Origin of the sequence: Nocardioides hwasunensis (genome assembly GCF_014779665.1) — a bacterium.
Taxonomy (GTDB): domain Bacteria; phylum Actinomycetota; class Actinomycetes; order Propionibacteriales; family Nocardioidaceae; genus Nocardioides; species Nocardioides hwasunensis.
The window spans coordinates 1-20261 of record NZ_JACXYY010000001.1 but is presented as its reverse complement, the minus strand read 5'-3'; the positions used below and the strand labels follow the sequence as shown (position 1 = coordinate 20261).

Annotated in this window: 28 protein-coding genes and 1 riboswitch; of the genes, 8 read left to right on the top strand and 20 right to left on the bottom strand. The window is 71.7% G+C overall.

What is annotated here, in order from left to right; translation table 11 throughout:
- The first annotated feature begins 31 nt into the window (after window positions 1-31).
- Together IEZ25_RS00140 and IEZ25_RS00135 are read left to right on the top strand one after the other, a co-directional pair.
- The gene (locus IEZ25_RS00140; RefSeq protein WP_191197393.1) at window positions 32-466 is read left to right on the top strand and encodes a MarR family winged helix-turn-helix transcriptional regulator; all 435 of its coding nucleotides are present in this window, start codon (window positions 32-34) and stop codon (window positions 464-466) included.
- The gene (locus IEZ25_RS00135; RefSeq protein ID WP_318151952.1) at window positions 463-1716 is read left to right on the top strand and encodes an MFS transporter; all 1254 of its coding nucleotides are present in this window, start codon (window positions 463-465) and stop codon (window positions 1714-1716) included. Before IEZ25_RS00140 ends, IEZ25_RS00135 begins: the two co-directional genes overlap by 4 nt.
- A 164-nt stretch (window positions 1717-1880) precedes the next feature.
- On the opposite strand, the gene IEZ25_RS00130 is transcribed toward IEZ25_RS00135, so the two are convergent.
- Together IEZ25_RS00130 and hppD are read right to left on the bottom strand one after the other, a co-directional pair.
- Window positions 1881-2678, bottom strand: coding sequence for a helix-hairpin-helix domain-containing protein (locus IEZ25_RS00130; protein ID WP_191197392.1), 798 nt, complete (start codon window positions 2676-2678; stop codon window positions 1881-1883).
- A gap of 88 nt (window positions 2679-2766) precedes the next feature.
- Window positions 2767-3999, bottom strand: a complete 1233-nt coding sequence (gene hppD, locus IEZ25_RS00125; protein WP_191197391.1) for a 4-hydroxyphenylpyruvate dioxygenase — start codon at window positions 3997-3999, stop codon at window positions 2767-2769.
- Between the two features lie 82 nt (window positions 4000-4081).
- Between hppD and IEZ25_RS00120 the strand changes: the two genes are divergently transcribed.
- Window positions 4082-4558 carry an Lrp/AsnC family transcriptional regulator gene (locus IEZ25_RS00120; protein WP_318151951.1) on the top strand — a complete coding sequence of 159 codons (477 nt, stop codon included), beginning with the start codon at window positions 4082-4084 and terminating at the stop codon, window positions 4556-4558.
- Here the strand turns inward: IEZ25_RS00120 and IEZ25_RS00115 are convergent.
- The 7 genes from IEZ25_RS00115 to IEZ25_RS00085 form a co-directional block, all read right to left on the bottom strand.
- Window positions 4551-5186 carry an IclR family transcriptional regulator gene (locus IEZ25_RS00115; protein ID WP_191197389.1) on the bottom strand — a complete coding sequence of 212 codons (636 nt, stop codon included), beginning with the start codon at window positions 5184-5186 and terminating at the stop codon, window positions 4551-4553. The genes IEZ25_RS00120 and IEZ25_RS00115 overlap by 8 nt on opposite strands.
- Before the next feature lie 26 nt (window positions 5187-5212).
- Complete coding sequence (locus IEZ25_RS00110) at window positions 5213-6895, bottom strand: DEAD/DEAH box helicase (protein ID WP_397182740.1); 1683 nt, start codon at window positions 6893-6895, stop codon at window positions 5213-5215.
- A 92-nt stretch (window positions 6896-6987) separates the two neighbouring features.
- Window positions 6988-7281, bottom strand: coding sequence for a DUF3039 domain-containing protein (locus IEZ25_RS00105; RefSeq protein WP_191197387.1), 294 nt, complete (start codon window positions 7279-7281; stop codon window positions 6988-6990).
- A gap of 23 nt (window positions 7282-7304) precedes the next feature.
- The gene (locus IEZ25_RS00100) at window positions 7305-7859 is read right to left on the bottom strand and encodes a YqgE/AlgH family protein (protein WP_224748247.1); all 555 of its coding nucleotides are present in this window, start codon (window positions 7857-7859) and stop codon (window positions 7305-7307) included.
- Window positions 7860-7899: 40 nt separating this feature from the next.
- A complete protein-coding gene (locus IEZ25_RS00095; protein WP_191197385.1) occupies window positions 7900-8877 on the bottom strand; it encodes a DUF3048 domain-containing protein in 978 nt (325 codons plus the stop codon).
- Between the two features lie 140 nt (window positions 8878-9017).
- Entirely contained in the window at window positions 9018-9620 is a 603-nt protein-coding gene (locus IEZ25_RS00090) for a C40 family peptidase (RefSeq protein ID WP_191197384.1), read from the bottom strand.
- A gap of 3 nt (window positions 9621-9623) precedes the next feature.
- Window positions 9624-9777: riboswitch (cyclic di-AMP (ydaO/yuaA leader) on the bottom strand.
- A 180-nt stretch (window positions 9778-9957) separates the two neighbouring features.
- Window positions 9958-10725 carry an SDR family NAD(P)-dependent oxidoreductase gene (locus tag IEZ25_RS00085; protein ID WP_191197383.1) on the bottom strand — a complete coding sequence of 256 codons (768 nt, stop codon included), beginning with the start codon at window positions 10723-10725 and terminating at the stop codon, window positions 9958-9960.
- Between the two features lie 108 nt (window positions 10726-10833).
- Here IEZ25_RS00085 and IEZ25_RS00080 point away from each other — a divergent pair, with 108 nt between their 5' ends.
- Window positions 10834-11898 (top strand): phosphatase PAP2 family protein, encoded by a 1065-nt coding sequence (locus tag IEZ25_RS00080; RefSeq protein ID WP_191197382.1) that lies wholly within the window; start codon window positions 10834-10836, stop codon window positions 11896-11898.
- A gap of 12 nt (window positions 11899-11910) precedes the next feature.
- On the opposite strand, the gene IEZ25_RS00075 is transcribed toward IEZ25_RS00080, so the two are convergent.
- Window positions 11911-12324 carry an HIT family protein gene (locus IEZ25_RS00075; protein ID WP_191197381.1) on the bottom strand — a complete coding sequence of 138 codons (414 nt, stop codon included), beginning with the start codon at window positions 12322-12324 and terminating at the stop codon, window positions 11911-11913.
- A complete protein-coding gene (locus tag IEZ25_RS00070) occupies window positions 12321-12827 on the bottom strand; it encodes a hypothetical protein (protein WP_191197380.1) in 507 nt (168 codons plus the stop codon). The genes IEZ25_RS00075 and IEZ25_RS00070 overlap by 4 nt, the downstream gene beginning before the upstream one ends.
- A gap of 49 nt (window positions 12828-12876) precedes the next feature.
- On the opposite strand from IEZ25_RS00070, the gene IEZ25_RS00065 reads away from it, so the two are divergent.
- Together IEZ25_RS00065 and IEZ25_RS00060 are read left to right on the top strand one after the other, a co-directional pair.
- Window positions 12877-13395, top strand: coding sequence for a putative immunity protein (locus IEZ25_RS00065; protein ID WP_191197379.1), 519 nt, complete (start codon window positions 12877-12879; stop codon window positions 13393-13395).
- A gap of 19 nt (window positions 13396-13414) precedes the next feature.
- A complete protein-coding gene (locus IEZ25_RS00060) occupies window positions 13415-14287 on the top strand; it encodes a cobalamin-binding protein (protein WP_191197378.1) in 873 nt (290 codons plus the stop codon).
- 2 nt (window positions 14288-14289) lie between these two features.
- On the opposite strand, the gene IEZ25_RS00055 is transcribed toward IEZ25_RS00060, so the two are convergent.
- The 9 genes from IEZ25_RS00055 to IEZ25_RS00015 form a co-directional block, all read right to left on the bottom strand.
- Window positions 14290-14973 (bottom strand): nitroreductase, encoded by a 684-nt coding sequence (locus IEZ25_RS00055; protein ID WP_191197377.1) that lies wholly within the window; start codon window positions 14971-14973, stop codon window positions 14290-14292.
- Between the two features lie 70 nt (window positions 14974-15043).
- Entirely contained in the window at window positions 15044-15217 is a 174-nt protein-coding gene (locus tag IEZ25_RS00050) for a CsbD family protein (protein ID WP_191197376.1), read from the bottom strand.
- 84 nt (window positions 15218-15301) lie between these two features.
- Complete coding sequence (locus tag IEZ25_RS00045) at window positions 15302-15883, bottom strand: Asp23/Gls24 family envelope stress response protein (RefSeq protein WP_191197375.1); 582 nt, start codon at window positions 15881-15883, stop codon at window positions 15302-15304.
- 9 nt (window positions 15884-15892) lie between these two features.
- Window positions 15893-16561 carry a DUF6286 domain-containing protein gene (locus IEZ25_RS00040; protein WP_191197374.1) on the bottom strand — a complete coding sequence of 223 codons (669 nt, stop codon included), beginning with the start codon at window positions 16559-16561 and terminating at the stop codon, window positions 15893-15895.
- 57 nt (window positions 16562-16618) lie between these two features.
- On the bottom strand, window positions 16619-16993 hold the full coding sequence (locus tag IEZ25_RS00035) for an Asp23/Gls24 family envelope stress response protein (RefSeq protein WP_191197373.1): 375 nt from the start codon (window positions 16991-16993) through the stop codon (window positions 16619-16621).
- Window positions 16986-17165, bottom strand: a complete 180-nt coding sequence (locus tag IEZ25_RS00030; protein ID WP_191197372.1) for a hypothetical protein — start codon at window positions 17163-17165, stop codon at window positions 16986-16988. Before IEZ25_RS00030 ends, IEZ25_RS00035 begins: the two co-directional genes overlap by 8 nt.
- 104 nt (window positions 17166-17269) lie before the next feature.
- Window positions 17270-17644, bottom strand: coding sequence for a hypothetical protein (locus IEZ25_RS00025; protein WP_191197371.1), 375 nt, complete (start codon window positions 17642-17644; stop codon window positions 17270-17272).
- A 2-nt stretch (window positions 17645-17646) separates the two neighbouring features.
- The gene (locus IEZ25_RS00020; RefSeq protein ID WP_191197370.1) at window positions 17647-17958 is read right to left on the bottom strand and encodes a hypothetical protein; all 312 of its coding nucleotides are present in this window, start codon (window positions 17956-17958) and stop codon (window positions 17647-17649) included.
- Window positions 17955-18422 carry an Asp23/Gls24 family envelope stress response protein gene (locus IEZ25_RS00015; protein ID WP_191197369.1) on the bottom strand — a complete coding sequence of 156 codons (468 nt, stop codon included), beginning with the start codon at window positions 18420-18422 and terminating at the stop codon, window positions 17955-17957. Before IEZ25_RS00015 ends, IEZ25_RS00020 begins: the two co-directional genes overlap by 4 nt.
- A 251-nt stretch (window positions 18423-18673) precedes the next feature.
- Here IEZ25_RS00015 and IEZ25_RS00010 point away from each other — a divergent pair, with 251 nt between their 5' ends.
- Complete coding sequence (locus tag IEZ25_RS00010) at window positions 18674-19306, top strand: RNA polymerase sigma factor (protein ID WP_191197368.1); 633 nt, start codon at window positions 18674-18676, stop codon at window positions 19304-19306.
- Window positions 19303-19860: a hypothetical protein gene (locus IEZ25_RS00005; protein WP_191197367.1), complete on the top strand. Its 558-nt coding sequence runs from the start codon at window positions 19303-19305 to the stop codon at window positions 19858-19860. The genes IEZ25_RS00010 and IEZ25_RS00005 overlap by 4 nt, the downstream gene beginning before the upstream one ends.
- Window positions 19861-20261 lie beyond the last annotated feature (401 nt).

Sequence of the window (20261 nt, the reverse complement as noted above, 5' to 3'; positions counted from 1 at the left end):
TTTGCATAGGTTTTCTATGTAGATTGGTGGGGTGACGGACCCACTGCCCAGCCTCGCCAGCGACCTCGTCGTCCAGGCGGCGCGCCTGACCCGTGCGGTCCGGCGCGAGGTCGACCACCCCGCCGGGGTGCGGACGCTCTCGCTCCTCGACGAGCTCGGCCCGTGCGGGGTCACCGCGCTCGCGGCCGCCGACCGCTGCAGCCAGCCGACGATGACCGCGACGGTCAGGGCACTGCTCGAGCAGGGCCTGGTCGATCGCCGACCGCACCCGTCCGACGGACGCGCCCGCGTCGTCGTGCTCACCGAGACCGGGCACGCCGAGCTGTCGCGCGTACGTCGGGCCAACGCCGAGCTCGTCATGGCCCGGCTCACCGACACCCACCACACCGCCGAGGAGGTCGCGACCGCCGTCGCGGTGCTCCGGGACGTCCTCGACCTGCACCCACAGGAGGACCCCACCCCGTGACCAGTCCCACCACCTCCCCCACGCCCGCAGCCGGCTCGATGCTCAAGCAGCCCCGAGCGGTCTGGGCCGTCGCCTTCGCCTGCGTCATCGCCTTCATGGGCATCGGCCTCGTCGACCCGATCCTCAAGGAGATCGCGGGCCAGCTCGACGCGAGCCCGAGCCAGGTCTCCCTGCTCTTCACCAGCTACATGGCCGTCATGGGCGTCTCGATGCTCGTCACCGGCGTCGTCTCCAGCCGCATCGGCCCCAAGCGCACGCTGCTCGCCGGGCTGGCGCTCATCATCGTCTCCGCCGCGCTCGCGGGCATGTCCGACAGCGTCGGTGCCGTGATCGGATTCCGCGCCGGGTGGGGCCTGGGCAACGCCCTCTTCGTGGCGACCGCGCTCGCGACCATCGTCAGCGCGTCCGCGGGCTCGGTCGGCCAGGCGATCATCCTGTTCGAGGCGGCCCTCGGCCTCGGCATCGCGTCCGGCCCGCTCATCGGCGGGCTCCTCGGGCAGATCTCCTGGCGCGGTCCGTTCTTCGGCGTGTCCGTGCTGATGTCCGTGGCGCTGGTGGCCACCGCCTTCTTCCTTCCGTCGACGCCGCCCACGGGACGGCCGACCTCGTTGCTCGACCCGTTCCGCGCGCTGCGCCACCGCGCTCTCCTGCTGCTGGCGCTCGTCGCGATCTTCTACAACCTCGGCTTCTTCACCCTGATGGCGGCCGGCCCGTTCGCCCTGCCGACCTACTCGATCATGGGCATCGGCTGGACCTTCTTCGGCTGGGGGCTGCTGCTCGCCTTCACCTCGGTGTGGCTGGCGCCGCGGCTGCAGGCCAGGTTCGGCACGCTCCCCACGCTGACCGGCGTGCTCGCGCTCTTCGCGCTCGACCTCGCCGCCATGGCGCTCGGCGCCGCGCACGAGCCGGTCGTGACCGCCGGCATCGTCGCCGCGGGCGCGTTCCTCGGCGTGACCAACACCCTCGTCACCGAGGCCGTGATGGGCGCGGCTCCGGTCGAGCGGCCCGTCGCGTCGGCGGCGTACTCCTTCGTCCGCTTCACCGGCGGCGCCGTGGGTCCGTTCGTGGCGCTCAAGCTGGCCGAGCGGATCGACCTCCACGCGCCCTTCTGGTTCGGCGCCGCTGCCGTCGCGATCGGGGTGGTGATCGTGGCCGCCGGGTCACGGACCATCGCCGCAGCGCTCGGGGCGGCCCCCGCCGAGCACGGCGTCACCGAGGCCGAGAGCGAGCTCGTCGGCGACCTGGCCTGACCCCAGCGCGTCTCCCGTGCGGCGTGGGCGCGGCGCAGTAGCGTCGCGCCCATGCCGTGCGACTTCTGCGGGAGAGAGTTCGATCCCATCTCCACGCGCTGGCTGTGCCCGCACTGCCACATGAAGGCCAACTGCTGCGACGGCGCCCCGCTCCAGCCGCGCTCCTAGGAGTCGGCCAGCTCGCTCCCCTGCTCGGCGAGCGCCTCGCCGAGGCGGGCGATCGCGATCGGCCCGACGCCGTGCATCGCGGCGAGCTGCTCCACGGAGTACGTCGCCACCTGCTCGAGCGTGGTCACCCCGGCCTCGCGGAGCGCGCGGGTCGCCGGCGCCCCGATGCTGCGCGGGAGCTGGGTGCCCGGCGTGCGCGGCTGGCGCGCCCGTGGCTTCGGCAGCCCCGCGTCGACGACCGCCTCGCCGCGCGGTGAGAGCAGGTAGCCGATCGCCAGCGACTCGGTGAGCCCGAGCTCCTTGAGCTTGCGGACGTCCTTCTTGAAGTCGAGCGTCTCCCGTCCCACCTGCGCAGCCAGGTCGGGCGCTCGCACGCCTGCGTTGAGATCGATCAGGTCGAGCGTCTCGCGCGTCCACGCGCCGTACGCCGACGACGCGTCCATGCGGTCGAGCCGCGCGTTGATCGCGGCGAGCTCGGCGGCGTCCGGCACGCTCGCGCGCAGTGCCTCACGCGGGTCGGGACCGGCGTACGCCACACCGATCCGCCACGCCGGGTCCTCGGACCTGGCCGCGAGCGCCTCCTTCAGCGCGGCGAGCGAGGCGGCCCCGGCACGCCTGGCGTCCTCGGCCCGCAGCTGGCTCGTGCTCACCTGCTCGATGCTCGTCACCTCCACGACCCCGATGCTCGTCCGCAGGCGGGTGCCGACGACCACGCGCGGCCTGGCCCACCGGCGGAACGCCAGGTCGATCGTGCCGGCTTTGATCGCGGCCAGCTCGGCCGGGCGGATCATCATGCGGCTCAGCCTAGATGTCGGTCCTGGGCGGTGAGTGAGCCACATTCTCGGCGGTCGGATCGTGGCTGACTCACCGCTCCTCGTCACATCAGAGGTTGCCGCGGGCGTCCTGCTCGCGCTCGATGGCCTCGAAGAGGGCCTTGAAGTTGCCCTTGCCGAAGCCGAGGGAGCCGTGGCGCTCGATGAGCTCGAAGAAGACGGTCGGGCGGTCGCCGAGGGGCTTGGTGAAGATCTGGAGCAGGTAGCCGTCCTCGTCGCGGTCGACGAGGATGCCGCGCCGCTGCAGCTCCTCGATCGGCACCCGCACCTCGCCGATGCGAGCGCGCAGCTCGGGGTCCTCGTAGTAGGAGTCCGGGGTGTTGAGGAACTCCACGCCGTTGGCCCGCAGCGCGTCGACGCTGGCGAGGATGTCGCCGGTGGCGACGGCGAGGTGCTGGGCGCCGGGACCGTTGTAGAACTCGAGGTACTCGTCGATCTGCGACTTCTTCTTCGCCACGGCCGGCTCGTTGAGGGGGAACTTCACCCGGTGGTTGCCGTTGGCGACGACCTTCGACATGAGCGCGGAGTAGTCGGTGGCGATGTCGTCACCGATGAACTCGGCCATGTTCACGAAGCCCATGACGCGGTTGTAGAACTGGACCCACTCGTCCATCCGGCCGAGCTCGACGTTGCCGACGATGTGGTCGAGGGCCTGGAAGATCCGCTGGGGGTCGCCCTCCTTCTTCTCCCACGTCGGCGCGACTGCGACGTAGCCGGGGAGGTACGGCCCGGCGTAGGCGACTCCGTCGACGGTGCGCTGCACGAGGGTGTGGCGCGTCTCGCCGTAGGTGGCGATGGCGGCGATGCGGACGGTGCCGTGCTCGTCGCTGACGTTCTCCGGGTGACGCAGCACGGTCGCGCCGGCCTTGACGGCCTGCGCGATGCACTGGTCGACGTCGGGCACCTCGAGCGCGATGTCGACGACGCCGTCGCCGTGCCTGGCGTGGTGGGCGATCAGGTCGCTGTCGGGCGAGACCGCGCCGCTCAGCACGAACCTGATCGAGCCCGACTTCAGCACGAACGACTTGTGGTCGCGGTTGCCGTTCTCGGGTCCGGAGTAGGCGACGAGCTCCATGCCCCACGCCGAGGCGTAGTAGTGGGCGGCCTGCGTCGCGTTGCCGACGACGAAGCAGATCGCGTCCCATCCGGTCACCGGGAACGGGTCGGACTCGGCGTCGTACTCGACCAGCCCGACGAGCTGCTGCAGCTGCTCGAGGGAGAGGTCGGCCTTCATCTCGTCCACGGTCAGGGCGCCACCGGTCGAGGCGATGTCAGTCGTCATGGACCGAACCCTGCCCAGTCTCCGCAAGGTGTGCAACAGTTGCCCGAAACCTCGAGCAATGTGCACAGCGAAGGAGGCGGAAGTGGACGATATCGATGGCAAGGTGATCGAGATCTTCGCCAGCGAGCCCAGGCTGGGCGTGCTCGAGGCGAGCAGACGCCTGGGCATCGCCCGCGGCACCGTGCAGGCCCGGCTCGACAAGCTCGCCGCCCGGGGTGTGATCACCGGGTGGGGGCCCGACCTCTCCCCCGAGGCGCTCGGCTACCCGGTGATGGCGTTCCTGACCCTCGAGATCCGTCAGGGGGCCGGCCACGACGCGGTGGCGACCCACCTCGCGGCCATCCCCGAGGTGCTCGAGGCCTACACGATCACCGGTGCGGGCGACATGTGGGCACGCGTCGTCGCCCGGTCCAACGCCGACCTCCAGCGCGTCATCGACCTGGTGCTGACCGAGCCCGGGATCGACCGGTCGACCACGGTCATCGCGCTCGCCACCCAGATCCCCCACCGGGTGACTCCGCTGGCGGCGGCAGCCATCGGCCCACGGGGGGTCAGCTGAGCCGCTCGGCCACCTCGCGCGCGGCCGCGATCACCTGCGGCGCCACGGCGGCCTCGTCGATCGCGCCGTCGAGCGTCACCACGCCCACGCTCGCGCGCAGCCCGTCGACCCCGCGCACCGGTGCCGCGAGGCCGCGGGCACCCGACTGCAGCTCCCCGCTCGTCACGGCGTACGCCGCCTCGTCACCGTCGGCCAGCGCGATGGCCTTCCCGGCCGCGCCCTGGGCCAGCGAGTGGCGCGCGCCGACCCGGTAGGACACGTGGAAGTCGGTCCAGGTCGGCTCGACGACGGCGAGGGCGAGGGCCTCGTCGCCGTCCGCCACCGTGAGGTGCGCCGTCGAGCCGATCGACTCGGCGAGGCGGCGCAGGACCGGCATGGCCAGGTCGCGCAGCAGCGGCTGGACGCCACTGGCGAGGTGGAGCACCCCGAGACCGACGAACAGGCGGGAGCGGGCGTCGCGCCGCACCAGCCCGTGCTGCTCGAGCGTGCTGATCAGCCGGTAGACGACCGTGCGGTTCACCTCGAGCCGAGCCGAGAGCTCGGTGATGGTGAGTCCCTCGGGGCTCTCGGCCAGCACCCGCAGGACACGCAGGCCCCGGTCGAGGGTCTGGGAGGTCTCCGAGGGCATGGCACGACCCTAGTGGGGACGTTGCGCTAGGACGACTGCTTCATCGCCCAGTCTCGGATCCGGTCGATCCGCTCGCTCAGCTGCGTGGCGTTGGCCACCGCGGCGGGCGGTCCGCCGCACTCCTTGCGGAGGGCGGAGTGGGTGATGCCGTGCGCCTGTCCGGTGCGGTGGTGCCACGCTGCCACGAGTCCGTTGAGCTCGCGTCGCAGCACCCCGAGCTGCTGGTGGGTGGAGAGCTGCTCGACGGACTCCACGACGCGGTCGCCCTTGCCCTCGGACTTCTGCTTGCGGGCACGCTCGCTCTGCCGGGAGTGCAGCAGCTCGCGCACCTGGTCGGCCTCGAGCAGGCCGGGGATGCCGAGGAAGTCCATCTCCTCGTCCGAGCCCGACACGACCTCACCGGAGTGGCCGAACTGCGCTCCCTCGTAGAGCACGTGGTCGAACGACGCCGTCGAGCCGAGCGCCTCCCACGACATCTCGAGCTCGTCGGAGGCCGACTCCCCCTGCTGCGCCTCGGCGAGCAGACCCTCCTCGGCGGCGAAGATGTCGTCCTCGTCGGTGACCCGGCGACCGAGCACGTGGTCGCGCTGCGCCTCCATGTCGGAGGCGAACTCCAGCAGGTGCGGCACCGACGGCAGGAACACCGACGCGGTCTCGCCGCGCGACCGGGCCCGCACGAAGCGGCCGACGGCCTGCGCGAAGAAGAGCGGCGTCGAGACGGTGGTGGCCCAGACGCCGACGGCGAGGCGGGGCACGTCGACGCCCTCGGACACCATCCGGACCGCGACCATCCAGCGGTCCTCGGAGTGGGTGAACTTCTCGATCTTCCTCGACGAGCCCTTCTCGTCCGAGAGCACGACGGCGGGTGACTCCCCGGAGATCTTCTTCAGGATCGCGGCGTACGCGCGGGCGGTCTCCTGGTCACCGGCGATGACGAGGCCGCCGGCGTCGGGCACGTGCCGGCGCACCTCCGAGAGACGCTTGTCCGCCGCCTCGAGCACGGCCGGGATCCAGGACCCCTTCGGGTCGAGGGCCGTGCGCAGCGCCTGCGCGTGCATGTCCTTGGTCAGCGGCTCGCCGAGGCGGGCGACGACCTCGTCACCGGCACGGGTGCGCCACTGCATCTCGCCGGAGTAGGCCATGAACAGCACCGGTCGCACGACGTGGTCGGCGAGGGCGTGGGCGTAGCCGTAGGTGAAGTCGGCGGCCGAGGTCGGGATGCCGTCGTCGCCGGGTGCATAGCTGACGAACGGGATCGGGTTGACGTCCGAGCGGAACGGGGTGCCGGTGAGCGCGAGCCGGCGCGTCGCCGGGTCGAACGACTCGCGCACGCCCTCGCCCCACGACAGCGCGTCGCCGGCGTGGTGGATCTCGTCGAGGATCACCAGGGTCTTGAAGCGCTCGGTGCGGATGCGCATCGCGAGCGGGTTGACCGCGACGCCGGCGTAGGTCACCGCGATGCCGACGTAGTCGTCGGAGGTCTTGCCCTTGCCGGCCGAGTAGGTCGGGTCGATCGGGATCCCGGCGCGCGCGGCGGCCTCGGCCCACTGCGTCTTGAGGTGCTCGGTGGGGGCGACCACGGTGATCCGGTCGACCACCCGCCGGCTGAGCAGGTCGGCGGCGACGGTCAGCGCGAACGTCGTCTTGCCCGCGCCGGGCGTGGCGACCGCGAGGAAGTCGCGGGGCTGGCGGGACTGGTAGCTGTCCATCGCCGCCTGCTGCCAGGCGCGCAGGGAGGGCGCTGTGCCCCAGGCGGCCCGGTCGGGCCACGCGGGGGGAAGCGGCGCCTCGGGCCGCCCCGTCACGCCTCGGGGCCCGAGCCGTCCGAGCCGGACCCGCCGCCGGGCTTGTCTCCCGGGTTCAGCGACTCCCAGATCTCCTTGCAGTCCGGGCAGACCGGGAACTTCTCCGGTGAGCGCGACGGCACCCAGACCTTGCCGCACAGGGCGATCACGGGCGTGCCCATGACCATCGCCTCGGTGAGCTTGTCCTTCGGCACGTAGTGCGAGAACCGCTCGTGGTCACCCTCGTCCGTCGGGACGGTCTGACGCTCTTCGACCGTCTGGCTGCCCGGGGAGAATCCGATGGTGCTCATGATGGGCAAGCCTAACGCGGGGATCAGTTCAGGTCCGGATCGACGGGCCGGTTCGCGTGCCAGGCGAGCATCCCCGGCTGACGGCGCATGACGTCGCGCCACAGGCCGGTCGTGTCGCCGCGGAAGGCGTCGGACGACTCGGCGACGACGACGTACCAGTCGCCGCGCTCCACCTCGCCCTCGAGCTGGCCGGCACCCCAGCCGGCGTAGCCGGCGAAGACGCGCATCGCGGTGAGCGAGCCGTCGACGAGCTCGGTGGGGGTGTCGAGGTCGACCATGCCGACGAGGCCGGCGACCGGTCGCCACCCCACGGGCGTGTCCTGCGCGTCGCGCAACCGGGCCACGGCGAGCGCACCGTCGGTGCCGACGGGGCCACCCCGGAAGAGCACCTCGGGCTCGGCCACCACGTCGCGCCAGGGCTCGAGGACGTCGGCGACCAGCACCTGCGAGGGTCGGTTGAGCACGACCCCCAGGGCACCCTCGTCGTTGGTGTCGAGGAGCAGCACGACGGTCTCGGCGAAGTGGGGATCCTGCAACGCCGGTGCCGCCACCAGCAGCATTCCCGAGGCAGGCTGCATGCGACCCATCATGGCAGGCGGTCCATGCCGACGCCCGTCGCTACTTCGCGAAGGTGACGTCCCCGTCGACGGCCGGGACGAGCTCCACCCACACGTGGCCGGCGGGCACGGTGAGCTCGCCGTCCTTGTTCGAGAGCTGGATGGCGCCGGTGTGGCCGTCCTTGGTCCAGGTGCCGCGGATGACGCGGCCACCGTGGAACAGCAGCGCGGCGCCCTTGCCCTCGAACTTCGTCTCCGGGACGGGGTAGCCGGCCGGGTCGCGGTAGCCCGCGTCACCGACCTCGACCCGCATCACCAGCACGGAGTCCGCCGGGAACCGGTCGCCCTCCGCGGCGTACGAGTTGGTGTTGACGTAGCCGCCGCCCTCGTACTGCCAGGTGGTCGAGTGCGCGCCGAAGTCGGCGGTGAGCGTGCTCGCCATGCCACCCCTCGGAAGGTCCTCCTCCGTGCCCCAGGGCAGGTAGGGCGGCGGGTCGTCCTGCGGCGCCTTGAGGCCCTTGGCGATCTCGGAGAGACGGGCGAAGAGGTTGTAGGGGGCCGAGCGCGAGGTCTCGCGGTAGACGCCCGGGTCCCCCTCGGTGATCCACGGGATGCCGGCCGCGTTGATGCGGTTGATCGTGACCTGGGCGGCGCCGCTCGTCACCACGGTCGCCCCCTCGGGCACGATGCCGATGTCGCTGGCGCGCATGGAGCGCACGGGCCCGATGTTCTTCGGGACCTTCTGGTAGTAGAACGCCGCGAGGCGCGTGTAGCCGCCCTCGACCAGCTCCTCGACGACGAGGTCCGCCTGCCCCAGACCGATCTGCGGCGCGCTGGAGGAGGTGTTGTCGACCTTCGTCACGATCACCGGGTGGTTGGGGGCCTTGCCGGTGCGCTCGAGGCCGGTCAGTGGCCAGTACGTCGGCTCCGGCGGCTCCGACGTCGCCGCGGTGGTCGGCTCGGAGGACGACGGGGCGCTCGGCTCCTCCTCGTCGCCTCCGCCGCAGGCGGCGAGGAGCAGCGAGGACGCGACCAGCACGGACACGACTGTCCTGGACGAGGCGAGGTGACGGCGGTGACGCACGGGTGACTCCGATCGAGCGGGGGTGTCGGCTCTGGCTTTCGTTTCAGTGTGGGGGCGCGCCCTCCCCGATGGGGGAAGGCGCGCCACAGGGTAGATCAGGCGCGGCGCAGGGTTCCGCCGAACCACTGGGAGGTCCACGGTGCGGCCACCTGGACCCTCTGGCCCGAGCCCGGCGCGTGCACCATGAGTGCGTGACCGCGCGCCCAGCGCAGGAAGATCGCCGCGTGGTAGACCCCGCCGGACCCGTAGAAGAACATCAGGTCGCCGGGGCGCATGTCCTTTTTCGCGATGCGCCTGGTGAAGTCGGCCTGGGCGCCGGACGTGCGCGGCACGGGGAAGCCCGCGCGCCGGAAGCTGTAGTGGACGAGGCCCGAGCAGTCGAAGCGGTCGGGGCCCGAGGCGCCGTACGCGTAGGCGTCGCCTCGCTGGCGCATGGCGGTGCCGAGGGCGCCGAGGACGCGGGCGTCGAGGCGCCTGGCCGCCCTCCGCTCGCGCTTCTTCTTCCCCTCGTCCTTGTTCTTGCCCGTGGGCCTGTGGGGGGCCGCTCCGGAGGTGCCGGACGCCAGGGTGGCGCCGGTCGCCGACGAGGCGGCCGAGGTGGCAGCGGTGGCCGGGAGGGTCGTCATCGTCGACGCGGTGAGGCCGATTCCGGCCAGGGCGAGCGCGCAGGCTCGCGCCCTCGAGGAGTTCGCAGGCATGAGTGTGTTCCTTTCCCACGCCTGTGAGGTGAGCTGTCGGGCTGGAGCTGGAAAGTGCTCCGCCACCGTCGGTGACTTAGCCCCGAGCCGACGCGCGGTCTGCGCGTGGCGGTGGAACCTGTGGGTCCCCCACTCCTGCCCTCGACGTCTTCTCGGGGGACGCCCCGGCCGGGCAGGACTCGGCGTTGTCCGGGGCGGATGGGCCATTGCGGGCCGCCAGCCAACGTGACAGACGTCGTCGAGGCGCACAAACCGGCACGGTCCTGCGCCACGCGCACGTGCGGCGCGAAGCGTGATCCGGGTCACCCGACGTCGAGTGCCCCGGTCGACGCCACGCTCAGCCGAGCTTGCGTCCGCCGTCGACGTACAGCGTCTGACCTGTGATGAAGGACGCATCGTCGCTGCAGAGGAACGCGGCGGCGGCCGCGATGTCCTCGGGCTGCCCGACGCGGCGTACGGGCGTGGCCTCCGCGTTGACCCGCTGCAGCTCCTCGGGCTCCATCTTGAGCCGGCGCGCGGTGGCGTCGGTCATCTCGGTGACGATGAATCCGGGCGCGATCGCGTTGGCGGTGATGCCGTAGGGCCCGAGCTCGATCCCGAGCGTGCGGGTGAGCCCCTGGATGCCCATCTTGGCCGCCGAGTAGTTGGCCTGGCCGCGATTGCCCAGCGCGGAGACGCTGGAGAGGTTGAGGATCTTGCCGTACTTCTGCTCCACGAACCGTGCCTGAGCCGACTTGGTCATGTTGAACACGCCCTTGAGGTGGACGCCCATGACGAGGTCCCAGTCGTCCTCGGTCATCTTGAACAGCAGGTTGTCGCGCGTGACGCCGGCGTTGTTGACGAGGATGTGGATGCCACCGAGCTCGTCCACCGTGCGCTGGACGGCGGCCTCGGCGGCCGTGGAGTCGACGACGTCGCAGCCGATCCCGACCGCGCGCGCCCCGTCACCGAGCTCGAGCCGTCCGGCGGCGTCCTGGGCGGCGGCCTCGTCGAGGTCGAGGATCGCGATCGAGGCCCCCTCGCTCGCGAAACGCTGGGCGATGCCGAACCCGATGCCTCGTGCAGCTCCGGTGATGACAGCGATGCGGCGGTCGAATCGACCCATCTCGATGACTCCTCAGCTCGGTGACGTCCTGGTCCCAGCGAGGGTAGTGGCGCCGGATCACCCACGTGGGGTGGGACCACACGTCAGGATTGTGGCTACGGTGTGCAGGTGCGGAGAGGCGAGTTCAGGGCAGCCGCCGTCGTGGCGGCCGCGATGGCCCTGGCGGCGGCCCTGGTGGCATGGGAGCACCACCTCCCGCTCCGGGACCCGGACGGCGCCTCCCTCCCCACCTGGTTCCGACTGCCGGTCATCGTCGCGAGCGCCGTCGCGCTGGACGTGATCACCCGGTGGGTCATGGTGGTGCGGCGGGGCAGCACGGCGAGCCTCGCCACGATGCGCGCCGTGGTGGCCGAACGATGGGACCGCGACCAGGTGAGGTTCACCGTCAGCGGCCTGGTGACCTGGTACGTCGCCTACGTGGCCTTCCGCAACCTCAAGAGCTACGTCCCGTTCGTGACCGACCGCCTCGCGGACGCCGAGCTGGCCAGGATCGATCGGACGCTGTGGCTCGGGCACGATCCCGCGGTCGTCCTGCACGACCTCCTCGGCACCACCTGGGCCAACTGGGTCGTGGCGGCCGTCTATCTCATCTGGATCGGGCTGGTCCCCACGAGCCTGGCGATCGCGCTCGTGTGGACGCGCCGCTCGACCTACGGCGCGTGGTACGTCACGGCCATCTCGATCGACTGGCTCCTCGGCGCGATCCTCTACTACGCCGTGCCGTCGCTGGGCCCCACCTACTCCTACCCCCAGTGGTTCGCCTCGTTGCCCCGCACGCCCAACAGCGCCGTGCGCGACACGCTGCTCTCGGACCGCATCGAGGTCCTCGCCGGGCCGTGGGACACCCACACCGTGCAGACGATCGCGGCGTTCGCCTCGCTGCACGTCGCGGTCATGGTCACCCTGTGCCTGGTGGTGGAGGCGATGCGGCTGCCGGCCCTCGTGCGCGTGGCGGCGTGGGGGTTCCTGGCGCTGACGACGGTGGCGACGGTCTACCTCGGCTGGCACTTCTTCCTCGACACCCTGGCCGGCGCCGTCGTGGGGGCCGCGGCCTTCGTGCTGGCGGCGAAGGCGACCGGCAACCCGTTGCGGCGACGCGCAGAGCCGTGGACGTTCCGGGCCGCGTCGACACCGCGGTCGGCGCCACCGTCGGTGACCCTGCCGTCGGCCTGAGCCCTCACCGGGCTAGGAGCCGAGCGCCTGGCGCAGCCGAGCGGCGTACGACTCCGCCTCGCCGTCGGCGTACTTCGTGCGCGGCCAGAAGAAGCCGCGCAGCCCGTCGCCCTTGGTCCGCGGGACCACGTGCAGGTGGAGGTGCGGGACCGACTGGCTGACGGTGTTGTTGATCGCCACGAACGAGCCCTGGGCGCCGAGCCCGTCCTTCACGGCGCTCGCGAGCCGCTGCGACGCCCTGAGGAAGTCGGCGCCCAGCTCGTCGGGGAGGTCGGGCAGTGTCTCCACGTGCGTGCGCGGGACGAGCAGCACGTGGCCCTTGAACACCGGGCGGGTGTCGAGGAAGGCCGCGAAGTCGTCGGTCTCCAGCACGACGTGGCCGGGCAGCTCCCCGGAGATGATCTGGCAGAAGACGCACTCGCTCACGGCAGTGATCGTGTCACGGCTCCGTGAGCGACGAGGAGCGCGACGAAGTCACGCGAGTAGCGACGCTGGCGCAGGTCCTTGAAGTTGTTGCGGGTCACCCTGTTCAGCCGCTCGACGCTGACGTTGCACCGCAGGTCGCCCATCGGCCCGGTGAGCCGCACGTCGGCACCGTCCAGCGACAGCATCGCGCGGTGTGCGACGACGAGCTGACGACACTCCACGCGCCACGCCGGGACCGTGGTGCCCGACGGCGTGAAGGAGAGGGTCGCTCCTTCGAGGTGGAAGAGGCCGAACGTGCTCGTCATGGTCCCGCCCATGCGCCCGACCACGCCGTCGCCGAGCACCTCGGCGTTCCACACGCCGACTCCCCCGGTCGGCGCAGGCAACCATCCCGGCTGCACCGGCTTGCGCACCGCCGCCACCACGAGGACGACGACGACGAGCGCGATCACCAGCCCGGCGGCGATCGGCAGCAGGAAGGCGATCCAGTAGAAGGACGACACGGCACACAGGCTCTCATCCACCCCCGGCCGACCTCGATACGGTCGAGCGATGATCCTGCCCGCGGTGCGCGATCCCCGGATGGTCACCGTCCGGCGCGGCGGGAGCCTGTCCGACGAGCACCACCACCTCCTCGCCCGGTGGGCGGCCGACTGTGCCGAGCACGTGCTCGGGCTCTTCGAGGTCGTGCGGCCGCACGACCCACGCCCCCGGGACGCGATCGGGGCTGCGCGGGCGTGGGCGAGCGGCGAGGCGGCGATGATGGCGACCCGGGCCATGGGCGGGCATGCCATGGGCGCCGCGCGCGACCTCGCCGGTGCGCCACGCCTCGCGGCGTACGCCGCCGGGCAGGCGGCCGTCGTGGCGCACGTGGCCGAGCACGACCTCGGCGCGGCGGCGTACGCCATCAAGGCGGCGGTCGCCGCTGTCCCGGAGAACGTCGGGGCCGACGACGTACGGCGGGCCGAGCGCCAGTGGCAGCTCGACCGGCTGCCCGGCGAGGTCCGCGACCTGGTGCTCGAGGACCAGGCCAGGCGCAACGACATCTGCTGGCACGTCTTCGACGCCTGACATCGCCTACTGTCGGGGGATGCGTGTCGTCTCGTTGCTCCCGTCCACCACCGAGATCCTCTTCGCCGTGGGAGCCGGTGACGACGTCGTCGGGGTGACCTTCGAGTGCGACCACCCACCGGCCGCCCGTGACCGCCGCGTGGTGTCCACGTCGGCGATGCCCGAGGGCCTGACGGCCAGGGAGATCGACGACTTCGTCGCGTCGGCGGTCGCTGCGGGCGAGGACCTCTACCGCCTCGACGCGGACGCGCTCGCCGAGATCGACGCCGACCTCGTCGTGACGCAGGACCTGTGTGCGGTCTGCGCGATCGACGTCGGCACCGTCGACGAGGCGCTCTCCTATCTCGGCTGCCGGGCCGAGGTGGCGACGATCGACCCGCACACGCTCGACGACGTGCTCGACTCGATCACTCGCATCGGTGGACTCACCGGTCGCGACGCGGAGGCTGCGGCGCTCGTCGCCTCGCTGCGCGTCCGGCTCGCCGACGTCGAGCAGCGCGTCGCAGGACGGGACCGGCCGCGCGTGCTGGTCCTGGAGTGGACCGACCCCCCGTTCGCCCCGGGGCACTGGATCCCGGAGATGGTGGTCCGTGCGGGAGGTGTGCCCGCCCTCGGCGAGGTCGGCACCCGGTCGAGCCGCATCACCTGGGAGGACGCGCAGGGGTCACGCCCGGACGTGGTCGTCTGCGCGCCGTGCGGCTACGACCTCGAGGGCGGTGCCGTGCTCGCCGAGGACGTACGACGCCGCTTCCCCGACGTGCCCGTGTGGGCCGTCGACGCCGACAGCCACTTCGCTCGCCCGGGGCCCAGGCTCGTCGACGGAGTCGAGGTCCTGGCCGGCATCCTCCACCCGGGAGCCGACGTCGCCACCGACCTCAGCCGCCGGGTCTGAGCTCACACCGGGTGCCAGCTGACGGCTTCCTCCAGTGCGGCACGTGAGGTGCGGAAGCCGTTGACCGGGTGCTCGTCGTCGGCGTAGCCGAACGACACACCGACGACCACCCGGCGGTGCTCGGGAAGCCCGAAGTGCTCGCGCAGGAGGTCGGGGTACGCCGCCAGCGCGGCCTGCGGTGCCGCGGCGATGCCGAGCGCCTGGGCGCCGAGGAGGAACGTGCTGACCCACAGCCCGCAGTCGATCGCACCGTAGGTGCCGAGGTCCTGCTCCGTCGTGACGATCGCGACGTGCGGGGCGTCGAAGAACTCGAAGTTGCGCAGCATCTGCTGCAGCCGACGGTCGCTGTCGTCCTGGGCGATGCCGACGCTGTCGTAGAGCTGGAACCCGCACGCGCGACGCCGGTCCCGGTAGATCCCGGAGTACGCCGGCGGGAAGGCGAAGTCGGGTGACTGGGGGTGGGTCATCACGTGCTCGGCGAGCGCGGACCGCAGCCGGCCGGTGCCCTCGCCGCTGGTCACCTCGACGTGCCAGGGCTGGGTGTTGCACCACGACGGGGTGCGCTGCGCGAGGGTGAGCAACCGCTCGATGTCGGTCTGCGGCACGGGCTCGGCGCGGAACTGCCGGCACGTCCATCGCTCGTCGAGGAGCCGGGTGAGGGTGTCGAGCTCGTCGCCGTCGGTCATGGACGGAGGATACGGACGGGTGCGGCGGTCCGGCCGTGCCGGTCCCGCCGCACCCGTGGCGCGGTGTGCACTACTTCTTGAAGGCGTCCTTGATGTCCTCGCCCGCCGACTTGACGTCGGACTTGGTCTGGTCGGCCTTGCCCTCGGCCTTCAGGCTGTCGTTGTCGGTCACGTCACCGACGACCTCCTTGGCCTTGCCCTTGAGGTCCTCGGCGGCGTTCTTGGCCTTGTCTGCCAGTCCCATGTGCTTCTCCTTCTGCTGGGTCGGGTGATGCGGTGTTGCTCCGCCCCGGCATCGTGCCGGGGAAGTCGAGGTGTGTCGTGCGGGTCACGTGGCGCGCGGGAGCGCGCGGCCGCGGGAGGCGACGCGGAACTGCACGCTGCAGTGCAGGTCGTCGCGCTCGAGCGCGCCGGCGAGCTGGGCCGACACCTCGTCCGCACGGCGCGCGAGGTGTGCCAGGTCGGCGTCGGGCTCGATGACCGCGTTGAGGTGCGCCACGAGCTGACCTCGGTCGCGCACCACGGCACCTCGGGCCGAGCGGACGCCGATGGTGCTCGCGAGCGCATCGCCGGCGGCTGCGGCCACCTTCGACCCCGCGACGTCGAGGCGTCCGGAGGAGTCGGACCCGCCGAGGACGAGGCGCTTGACCCGCGGGCTCGACAGGTGCGAGGCGATCCAGCGGATCCCGATCAGGCCCAGGACGATGCCCGCCAGTGCGGCGACCCAGGGGAACCAGGAGGTGTCGACGGTCTCGGCGACCCGGCTGGTGTCACTCGAGTCGGGAAGCCGGTGGCCGGCGATGGTCGCACCACTCCACCACCAGATGGATGCGAGGCCACCGAGGATCAGCACCAGCGCCAGCACGAGGGTCGCGGTGCGGTCGATGAGAAGGGTCTTGCGAGTCGTCATGTCAGTTCCTCAGATTCCGTCGTTGCGGATGGCGACCGCGAGCCGCGGCTTGCGTTCGAGGGCGTCGAGGGCGGGACCGACGCGTGCTTCGATATCGTCCTGGACCTGGCTGTTCTGGCCCTTCGAGGCCACGGAGTCGGCGGTGATGCGCACCCTGCGGCGCGTGGCCTTCACCCGGACGTCCGTGAGGGTGTCGGTCCCCTCGAGGCGCGACTCGAGGACCTCGGCGAGGTCGCGGGGGCGCAGGTGCACACCGGTCTGGGCGCTCAGCGCGAGTCCCTTGCGCGGCCTCCTCCTGAAGACGACGGGCAGGAGCAGCAGGCCGAGCACCACCGCGACGATCCCCGTCAGGAGGACCAGCACCGAGTCACCCGCGATGCCGTCACCCGCCTCGACGGTCGAGGAGATCCATGCCGGGCCGGTCACGACCCCCCAGGACACGAGGAGGGCCTGGACCCCCACCACGCCCAGCCCGATGAAGGCGAGCGCGATCAGCTGCGCGAACAGGGGCGAGGCCCCGGTGCCCACGGGAGGCTTGGCGGCGCGCAGCGCGTCCTCGGCAGAGACGGCCGGAGCCGGCGGAGCCGCGACCCTGGCCGTCGAGGCGGAGCCCTCGAGTGCGCGACCGGTGTCGCCGGCAGAGGTGTCGCCGGCCGAGGTGTCGGAGGTGGTGATCATGGAATCTTCCTTCTGGTTGGTGAGGCGCCTCTCGGAGCGCTGCGTGGCCGGGCGGGTCTACTGCACCCGGGCCTCGGCGGCGTCGAGGTGCACCACGTCGGCGACGGTGACGTCGACCCGGGTGACGGTGACACCGGTGATGTCGACGACCTGACGGGTCACGTGCTCGCGGACCTGCGCAGCGACCTGGGCCAGCGGCGTCGGCCAGGTCGCAGCCACCTCGACGGTGATCTTCGACGTGTCGCCTGCCACGACTGCCTCGGCGTGCGGCAGGCCCTTGCGAATGAGCTTCGTCCACCCCTTGCGGGTGTCGATGACGGCTTCGACCTCGGACGTCGCGATGGAGGCGACGCGCTCGACGACCTTGTCGGCGATGACGGTCCGGCCGCGATCGGCAGCCGGGGAGGTGGCTGCGGACTCGGTGTCAGCCACGGTCACGACGTCCGACCAGGGCCGAGAGGTCGATCTCGCCGTCGAAGTGTCCGCCGATCAGGTATCCGGCGGCGCCCAGGACGAGAGCGATCAGGAAGCCGGGGAACCCTCCGGCGGCGGCGGCGATCGCCAGCAGCAGGCCGGCGATGAGACCGATGGTGGAAGTAGTCATGCTGTGCTCCTTGTCAGTGGGCTCGGGTGACCGAGCCGGTGGATGTGGCCGTGGTTGCCCGGGCGGGCATCGACGGAGGGTCGAGACGTCTGCGTGATCGGTTGCTACAGGTCGAAGTAGCGGCGTCGCCCGGGCCAGCCCTTCGGGATCCTGGCGCGACCGGCACGTGCGAGCTGTCGGAGGTGGTGCTGGGTCCGGCGCATGGCGCGCCGTGTGACCCCGGGGGCAGGTGCGACCGTTGCACTCGCCCCGACCCAGCCGCCGTCCGCCCGGCGAGCCGGAGCGTCCCCCAGACGCTGGTAGGCGGCGTCGATGGCATCGAGCCGTCGTTGCATCTCGTGGGTGGTGCCGCCCCGGTCGGGGTGGTGCGTGCGGACCGCGGCGCGGCGCTCCCGCTGCCACTGCTTGCGCAGGGCGGCGTCGTGCGGGCCCCGGAACGGACTGCCGCCGCGAGGCGCCTGCCCCGGTTCGCTCGTCATGGTCAGCCCTGCTCCGTGGCGGTGACGTCCTCGACGACCACCTCGACCGGACCCCCGACCAGCGCCGACACGGTGTCTCGGACCTCGCGGACCACCTCCAGGATCTCGGCGTGCATCGCGACGGTGATGTGCACCGCACTCTGCTCCCCGAGCCTGACCCCGCTCACGCGACGGCCCGGCAGGTAGGTGCCCACCTCGCCGAACGCGCCGCCGTGCAGGCCGGACACGCCGGGTACCGCCAGCACCGCAGCGGCCACCAGGTCGGCGGCCTCTGCGGGCTGGTCGCCTCGCGCGGTCCCGGTGGGGGCGGTCACTGGACCCGCGGCTCGCTGGTGCCGGTGCCGGCACCGGTGCCGTGGTCGGTCGCCTCGTCGTCGTCGGACTCGATGTGGACGTCCTGGACCTCGATGTTGACCTCGACGACGTGCAGTCCGACCATGCGCTCGATCGAGGCGATGACGTTGCTGCGGATGCCAGCGGCGAGGTCGGCGATGGCGACGCCGTACTCGGCGACCAGCTGGATGTCGACTGCAGCCTCCTTCTCGCCCACCTCGACCGAGATGCCCTGCGAGTGGTTCTTCGAGCTGCCGGGGATGCGGTCGCGGATCGCGCCCACTGCGCGGGCGGTGCCGCCGCCGAGGGCGTACACGCCGGAGACCTCCTTGGTGGCCAGACCGGCGATCTTGGCCACGACCGTGTCCGCGATGGTGGTGCGGCCCTGGGTGGACTCGAGCTCGCTCGTGCCGGCGGTGGCCTTCTCGATGCTCTTCTCGCTCACGTGATCAGTCCTCTTTCCTTCGTCGATCTTCTTGATCGCCCGCACGGATCCTCGATGGATCCCGCCAGGCTGGTTCTGGTGTCGTGCATTCGTTCGCAAGTGAGACGACGGATGGCGGATGATCGTCACGCAGATGTGACGCACGACACGCCACGACTGGGCGACACGAGTCCGCGGGGCGGCATGGAGTGGTCTGCCAAGATGACCAGCGAGGCCCAGCCGGGGCCGCGCTCGCTCCCAGAAGGTGCGTCATGCCGAGTCACGATGGACGCCCGCCGCACGGGTCGCGCTCCGCGGCCCAGCCTCCTGTGCCCGACGCCTCGGACAACGCCCTGGCACGCCGGGCCGGCATGGGAGACCGCGCGGCCTTCGAGGAGCTGTTCGCCCGCCTCTTCCCGGGGACGCTGAGGTTCGCCACGCACCTCCTCGCCGACGACACCGCGGTCGCGGAGGACGTCGTCCAGGAGTCCTGGGTCAAGGCGTGGCAGGCGCTGCCCGACTTCCACGGCACGGCGAAGGTGCAGACGTGGCTGTTCACCATCGTGCAGCGCACGGCGCTCGACCGCCGCCGCAGGCGACGCCCGCTGGCCGTCGACAACGAGATCCTCGAGCCCCTCGCTCGCGGTTCGGCGCGCACCACACTGGCGGGCGAGAACGACGGAGACCCGGAACGGGCCTACCTGTCGGGTGAGCTGTGGAGGACACTGACCCTGGCGCTGAGCGAACTACCGTGGACCCAGCGGGCCTGCTGGATCCTGCGTGAGCTCGAGGACATGAGCTACTCGGAGATCGCCCACGTGCTGGACACCACCCCGACCGTGGTGCGTGGCCAGCTGCACCGCGCACGGCGTACCCTCGCGATCAGAATGGAGCAGTGGCGATGAGCGGCCTTGAGCCAGTTCCCGACGGCGTCGAGCTCGCGCGCGGCGAGGCCGGCCTCGCAGCAGCGACCCGGCAGCTGCGGGACGTGCAGCACCCGAGGGTCGTCGAGATCGCCGACCGGGTGCTGACCCGCGCCCTTGCCGCGCCCCGTCGATCCCTCCTGATGCGCGCACACGCGCCCCACGACTACCTCCGCGTGTCCACCCTCGCCGTGACCGCGGTCCTGCGCGAGCACCTCGACCTGCACCTGCAGGGCGCCGCTGTCGGCCGCATCCTCTTCGACATCGACCGCGACGAGCAGCTCCTCGCTCTCACGATCGAGCTCTACGTCCAGTACGGCACCGTCATCCTCGAGACCGGCGACCGGGCTCGTGAGCTCGCGCGAGAGGCGCTTGCGTCCCTGCTCGGCGAGCCTGTGCCCCTCCCTGCACCGGGCACCGGTTCGTCGACCAGCCCCTCGTCCGGGGTGGAGCTCGTCGTCAGTCACGTCCACGTCTCGGACGTCACGGTCGGTGACCCGCACGTCGTGGACCCGGCCGACGAGGACCGCGCCTGACGGTGTCCGTCGTCACCATCGACCGTCGGGAGGCGAGTGGCGCACGTCACACACCGCGCAGCGTGAGGATCGACGCCCGTCCCTCGTCCCACAGGGGTGGGGTGCGGAAGGTGCGTCGCGGCTGCGGGTGGCTCAGGGACGCCCACGCGGTCGCGGCGCATCGCTGAGGCCTCGACACCGTCGCAATGACGGTGTCGAGGCCGACAGGTGGAGCTGCGGGTGTGTTCCTTCAGGACATACCGGACTGATCTCTCAAGACATCCCGGACTGAACTGGGCGGGTGTGCATACACCTGCCCCGATGCTGCCGAGGTGTCGAAAGCCCGCCTGGTCATCACAGCCATCGAGATCGAAGGCCGCCCCGCCGCCGAGGTGATAGCCGCCTACGGCGTATCGAAGTCC

What these genes read in the sequence shown, in the direction of transcription:
- IEZ25_RS00130 (WP_191197392.1), bottom strand. Translation starts at nt 2,678, where the DNA reads ATGATGATCCGCCCGGCCGAGCTGGCCGCGATCAAAGCCGGCACGATC.
- IEZ25_RS00055 (WP_191197377.1), bottom strand. Translation starts at nt 14,973, where the DNA reads ATGACCGACGGCGACGAGCTCGACACCCTCACCCGGCTCCTCGACGAG.
- IEZ25_RS00065 (WP_191197379.1), top strand. Translation starts at nt 12,877, where the DNA reads ATGATCCTGCCCGCGGTGCGCGATCCCCGGATGGTCACCGTCCGGCGC.
- IEZ25_RS00105 (WP_191197387.1), bottom strand. Translation starts at nt 7,281, where the DNA reads ATGAGCACCATCGGATTCTCCCCGGGCAGCCAGACGGTCGAAGAGCGT.
- IEZ25_RS00085 (WP_191197383.1), bottom strand. Translation starts at nt 10,725, where the DNA reads ATGGGTCGATTCGACCGCCGCATCGCTGTCATCACCGGAGCTGCACGA.
- IEZ25_RS00010 (WP_191197368.1), top strand. Translation starts at nt 18,674, where the DNA reads ATGCCGAGTCACGATGGACGCCCGCCGCACGGGTCGCGCTCCGCGGCC.
- hppD (WP_191197391.1), bottom strand. Translation starts at nt 3,999, where the DNA reads ATGACGACTGACATCGCCTCGACCGGTGGCGCCCTGACCGTGGACGAG.
- IEZ25_RS00050 (WP_191197376.1), bottom strand. Translation starts at nt 15,217, where the DNA reads ATGGGACTGGCAGACAAGGCCAAGAACGCCGCCGAGGACCTCAAGGGC.
- IEZ25_RS00110 (WP_397182740.1), bottom strand. Translation starts at nt 6,895, where the DNA reads ATGGACAGCTACCAGTCCCGCCAGCCCCGCGACTTCCTCGCGGTCGCC.
- IEZ25_RS00005 (WP_191197367.1), top strand. Translation starts at nt 19,303, where the DNA reads ATGAGCGGCCTTGAGCCAGTTCCCGACGGCGTCGAGCTCGCGCGCGGC.
- IEZ25_RS00090 (WP_191197384.1), bottom strand. Translation starts at nt 9,620, where the DNA reads ATGCCTGCGAACTCCTCGAGGGCGCGAGCCTGCGCGCTCGCCCTGGCC.
- IEZ25_RS00060 (WP_191197378.1), top strand. Translation starts at nt 13,415, where the DNA reads ATGCGTGTCGTCTCGTTGCTCCCGTCCACCACCGAGATCCTCTTCGCC.
- IEZ25_RS00030 (WP_191197372.1), bottom strand. Translation starts at nt 17,165, where the DNA reads ATGACTACTTCCACCATCGGTCTCATCGCCGGCCTGCTGCTGGCGATC.
- IEZ25_RS00115 (WP_191197389.1), bottom strand. Translation starts at nt 5,186, where the DNA reads ATGCCCTCGGAGACCTCCCAGACCCTCGACCGGGGCCTGCGTGTCCTG.
- IEZ25_RS00100 (WP_224748247.1), bottom strand. Translation starts at nt 7,859, where the DNA reads ATGCAGCCTGCCTCGGGAATGCTGCTGGTGGCGGCACCGGCGTTGCAG.
- IEZ25_RS00040 (WP_191197374.1), bottom strand. Translation starts at nt 16,561, where the DNA reads ATGATCACCACCTCCGACACCTCGGCCGGCGACACCTCTGCCGGCGAC.
- IEZ25_RS00045 (WP_191197375.1), bottom strand. Translation starts at nt 15,883, where the DNA reads ATGACGACTCGCAAGACCCTTCTCATCGACCGCACCGCGACCCTCGTG.
- IEZ25_RS00025 (WP_191197371.1), bottom strand. Translation starts at nt 17,644, where the DNA reads ATGACGAGCGAACCGGGGCAGGCGCCTCGCGGCGGCAGTCCGTTCCGG.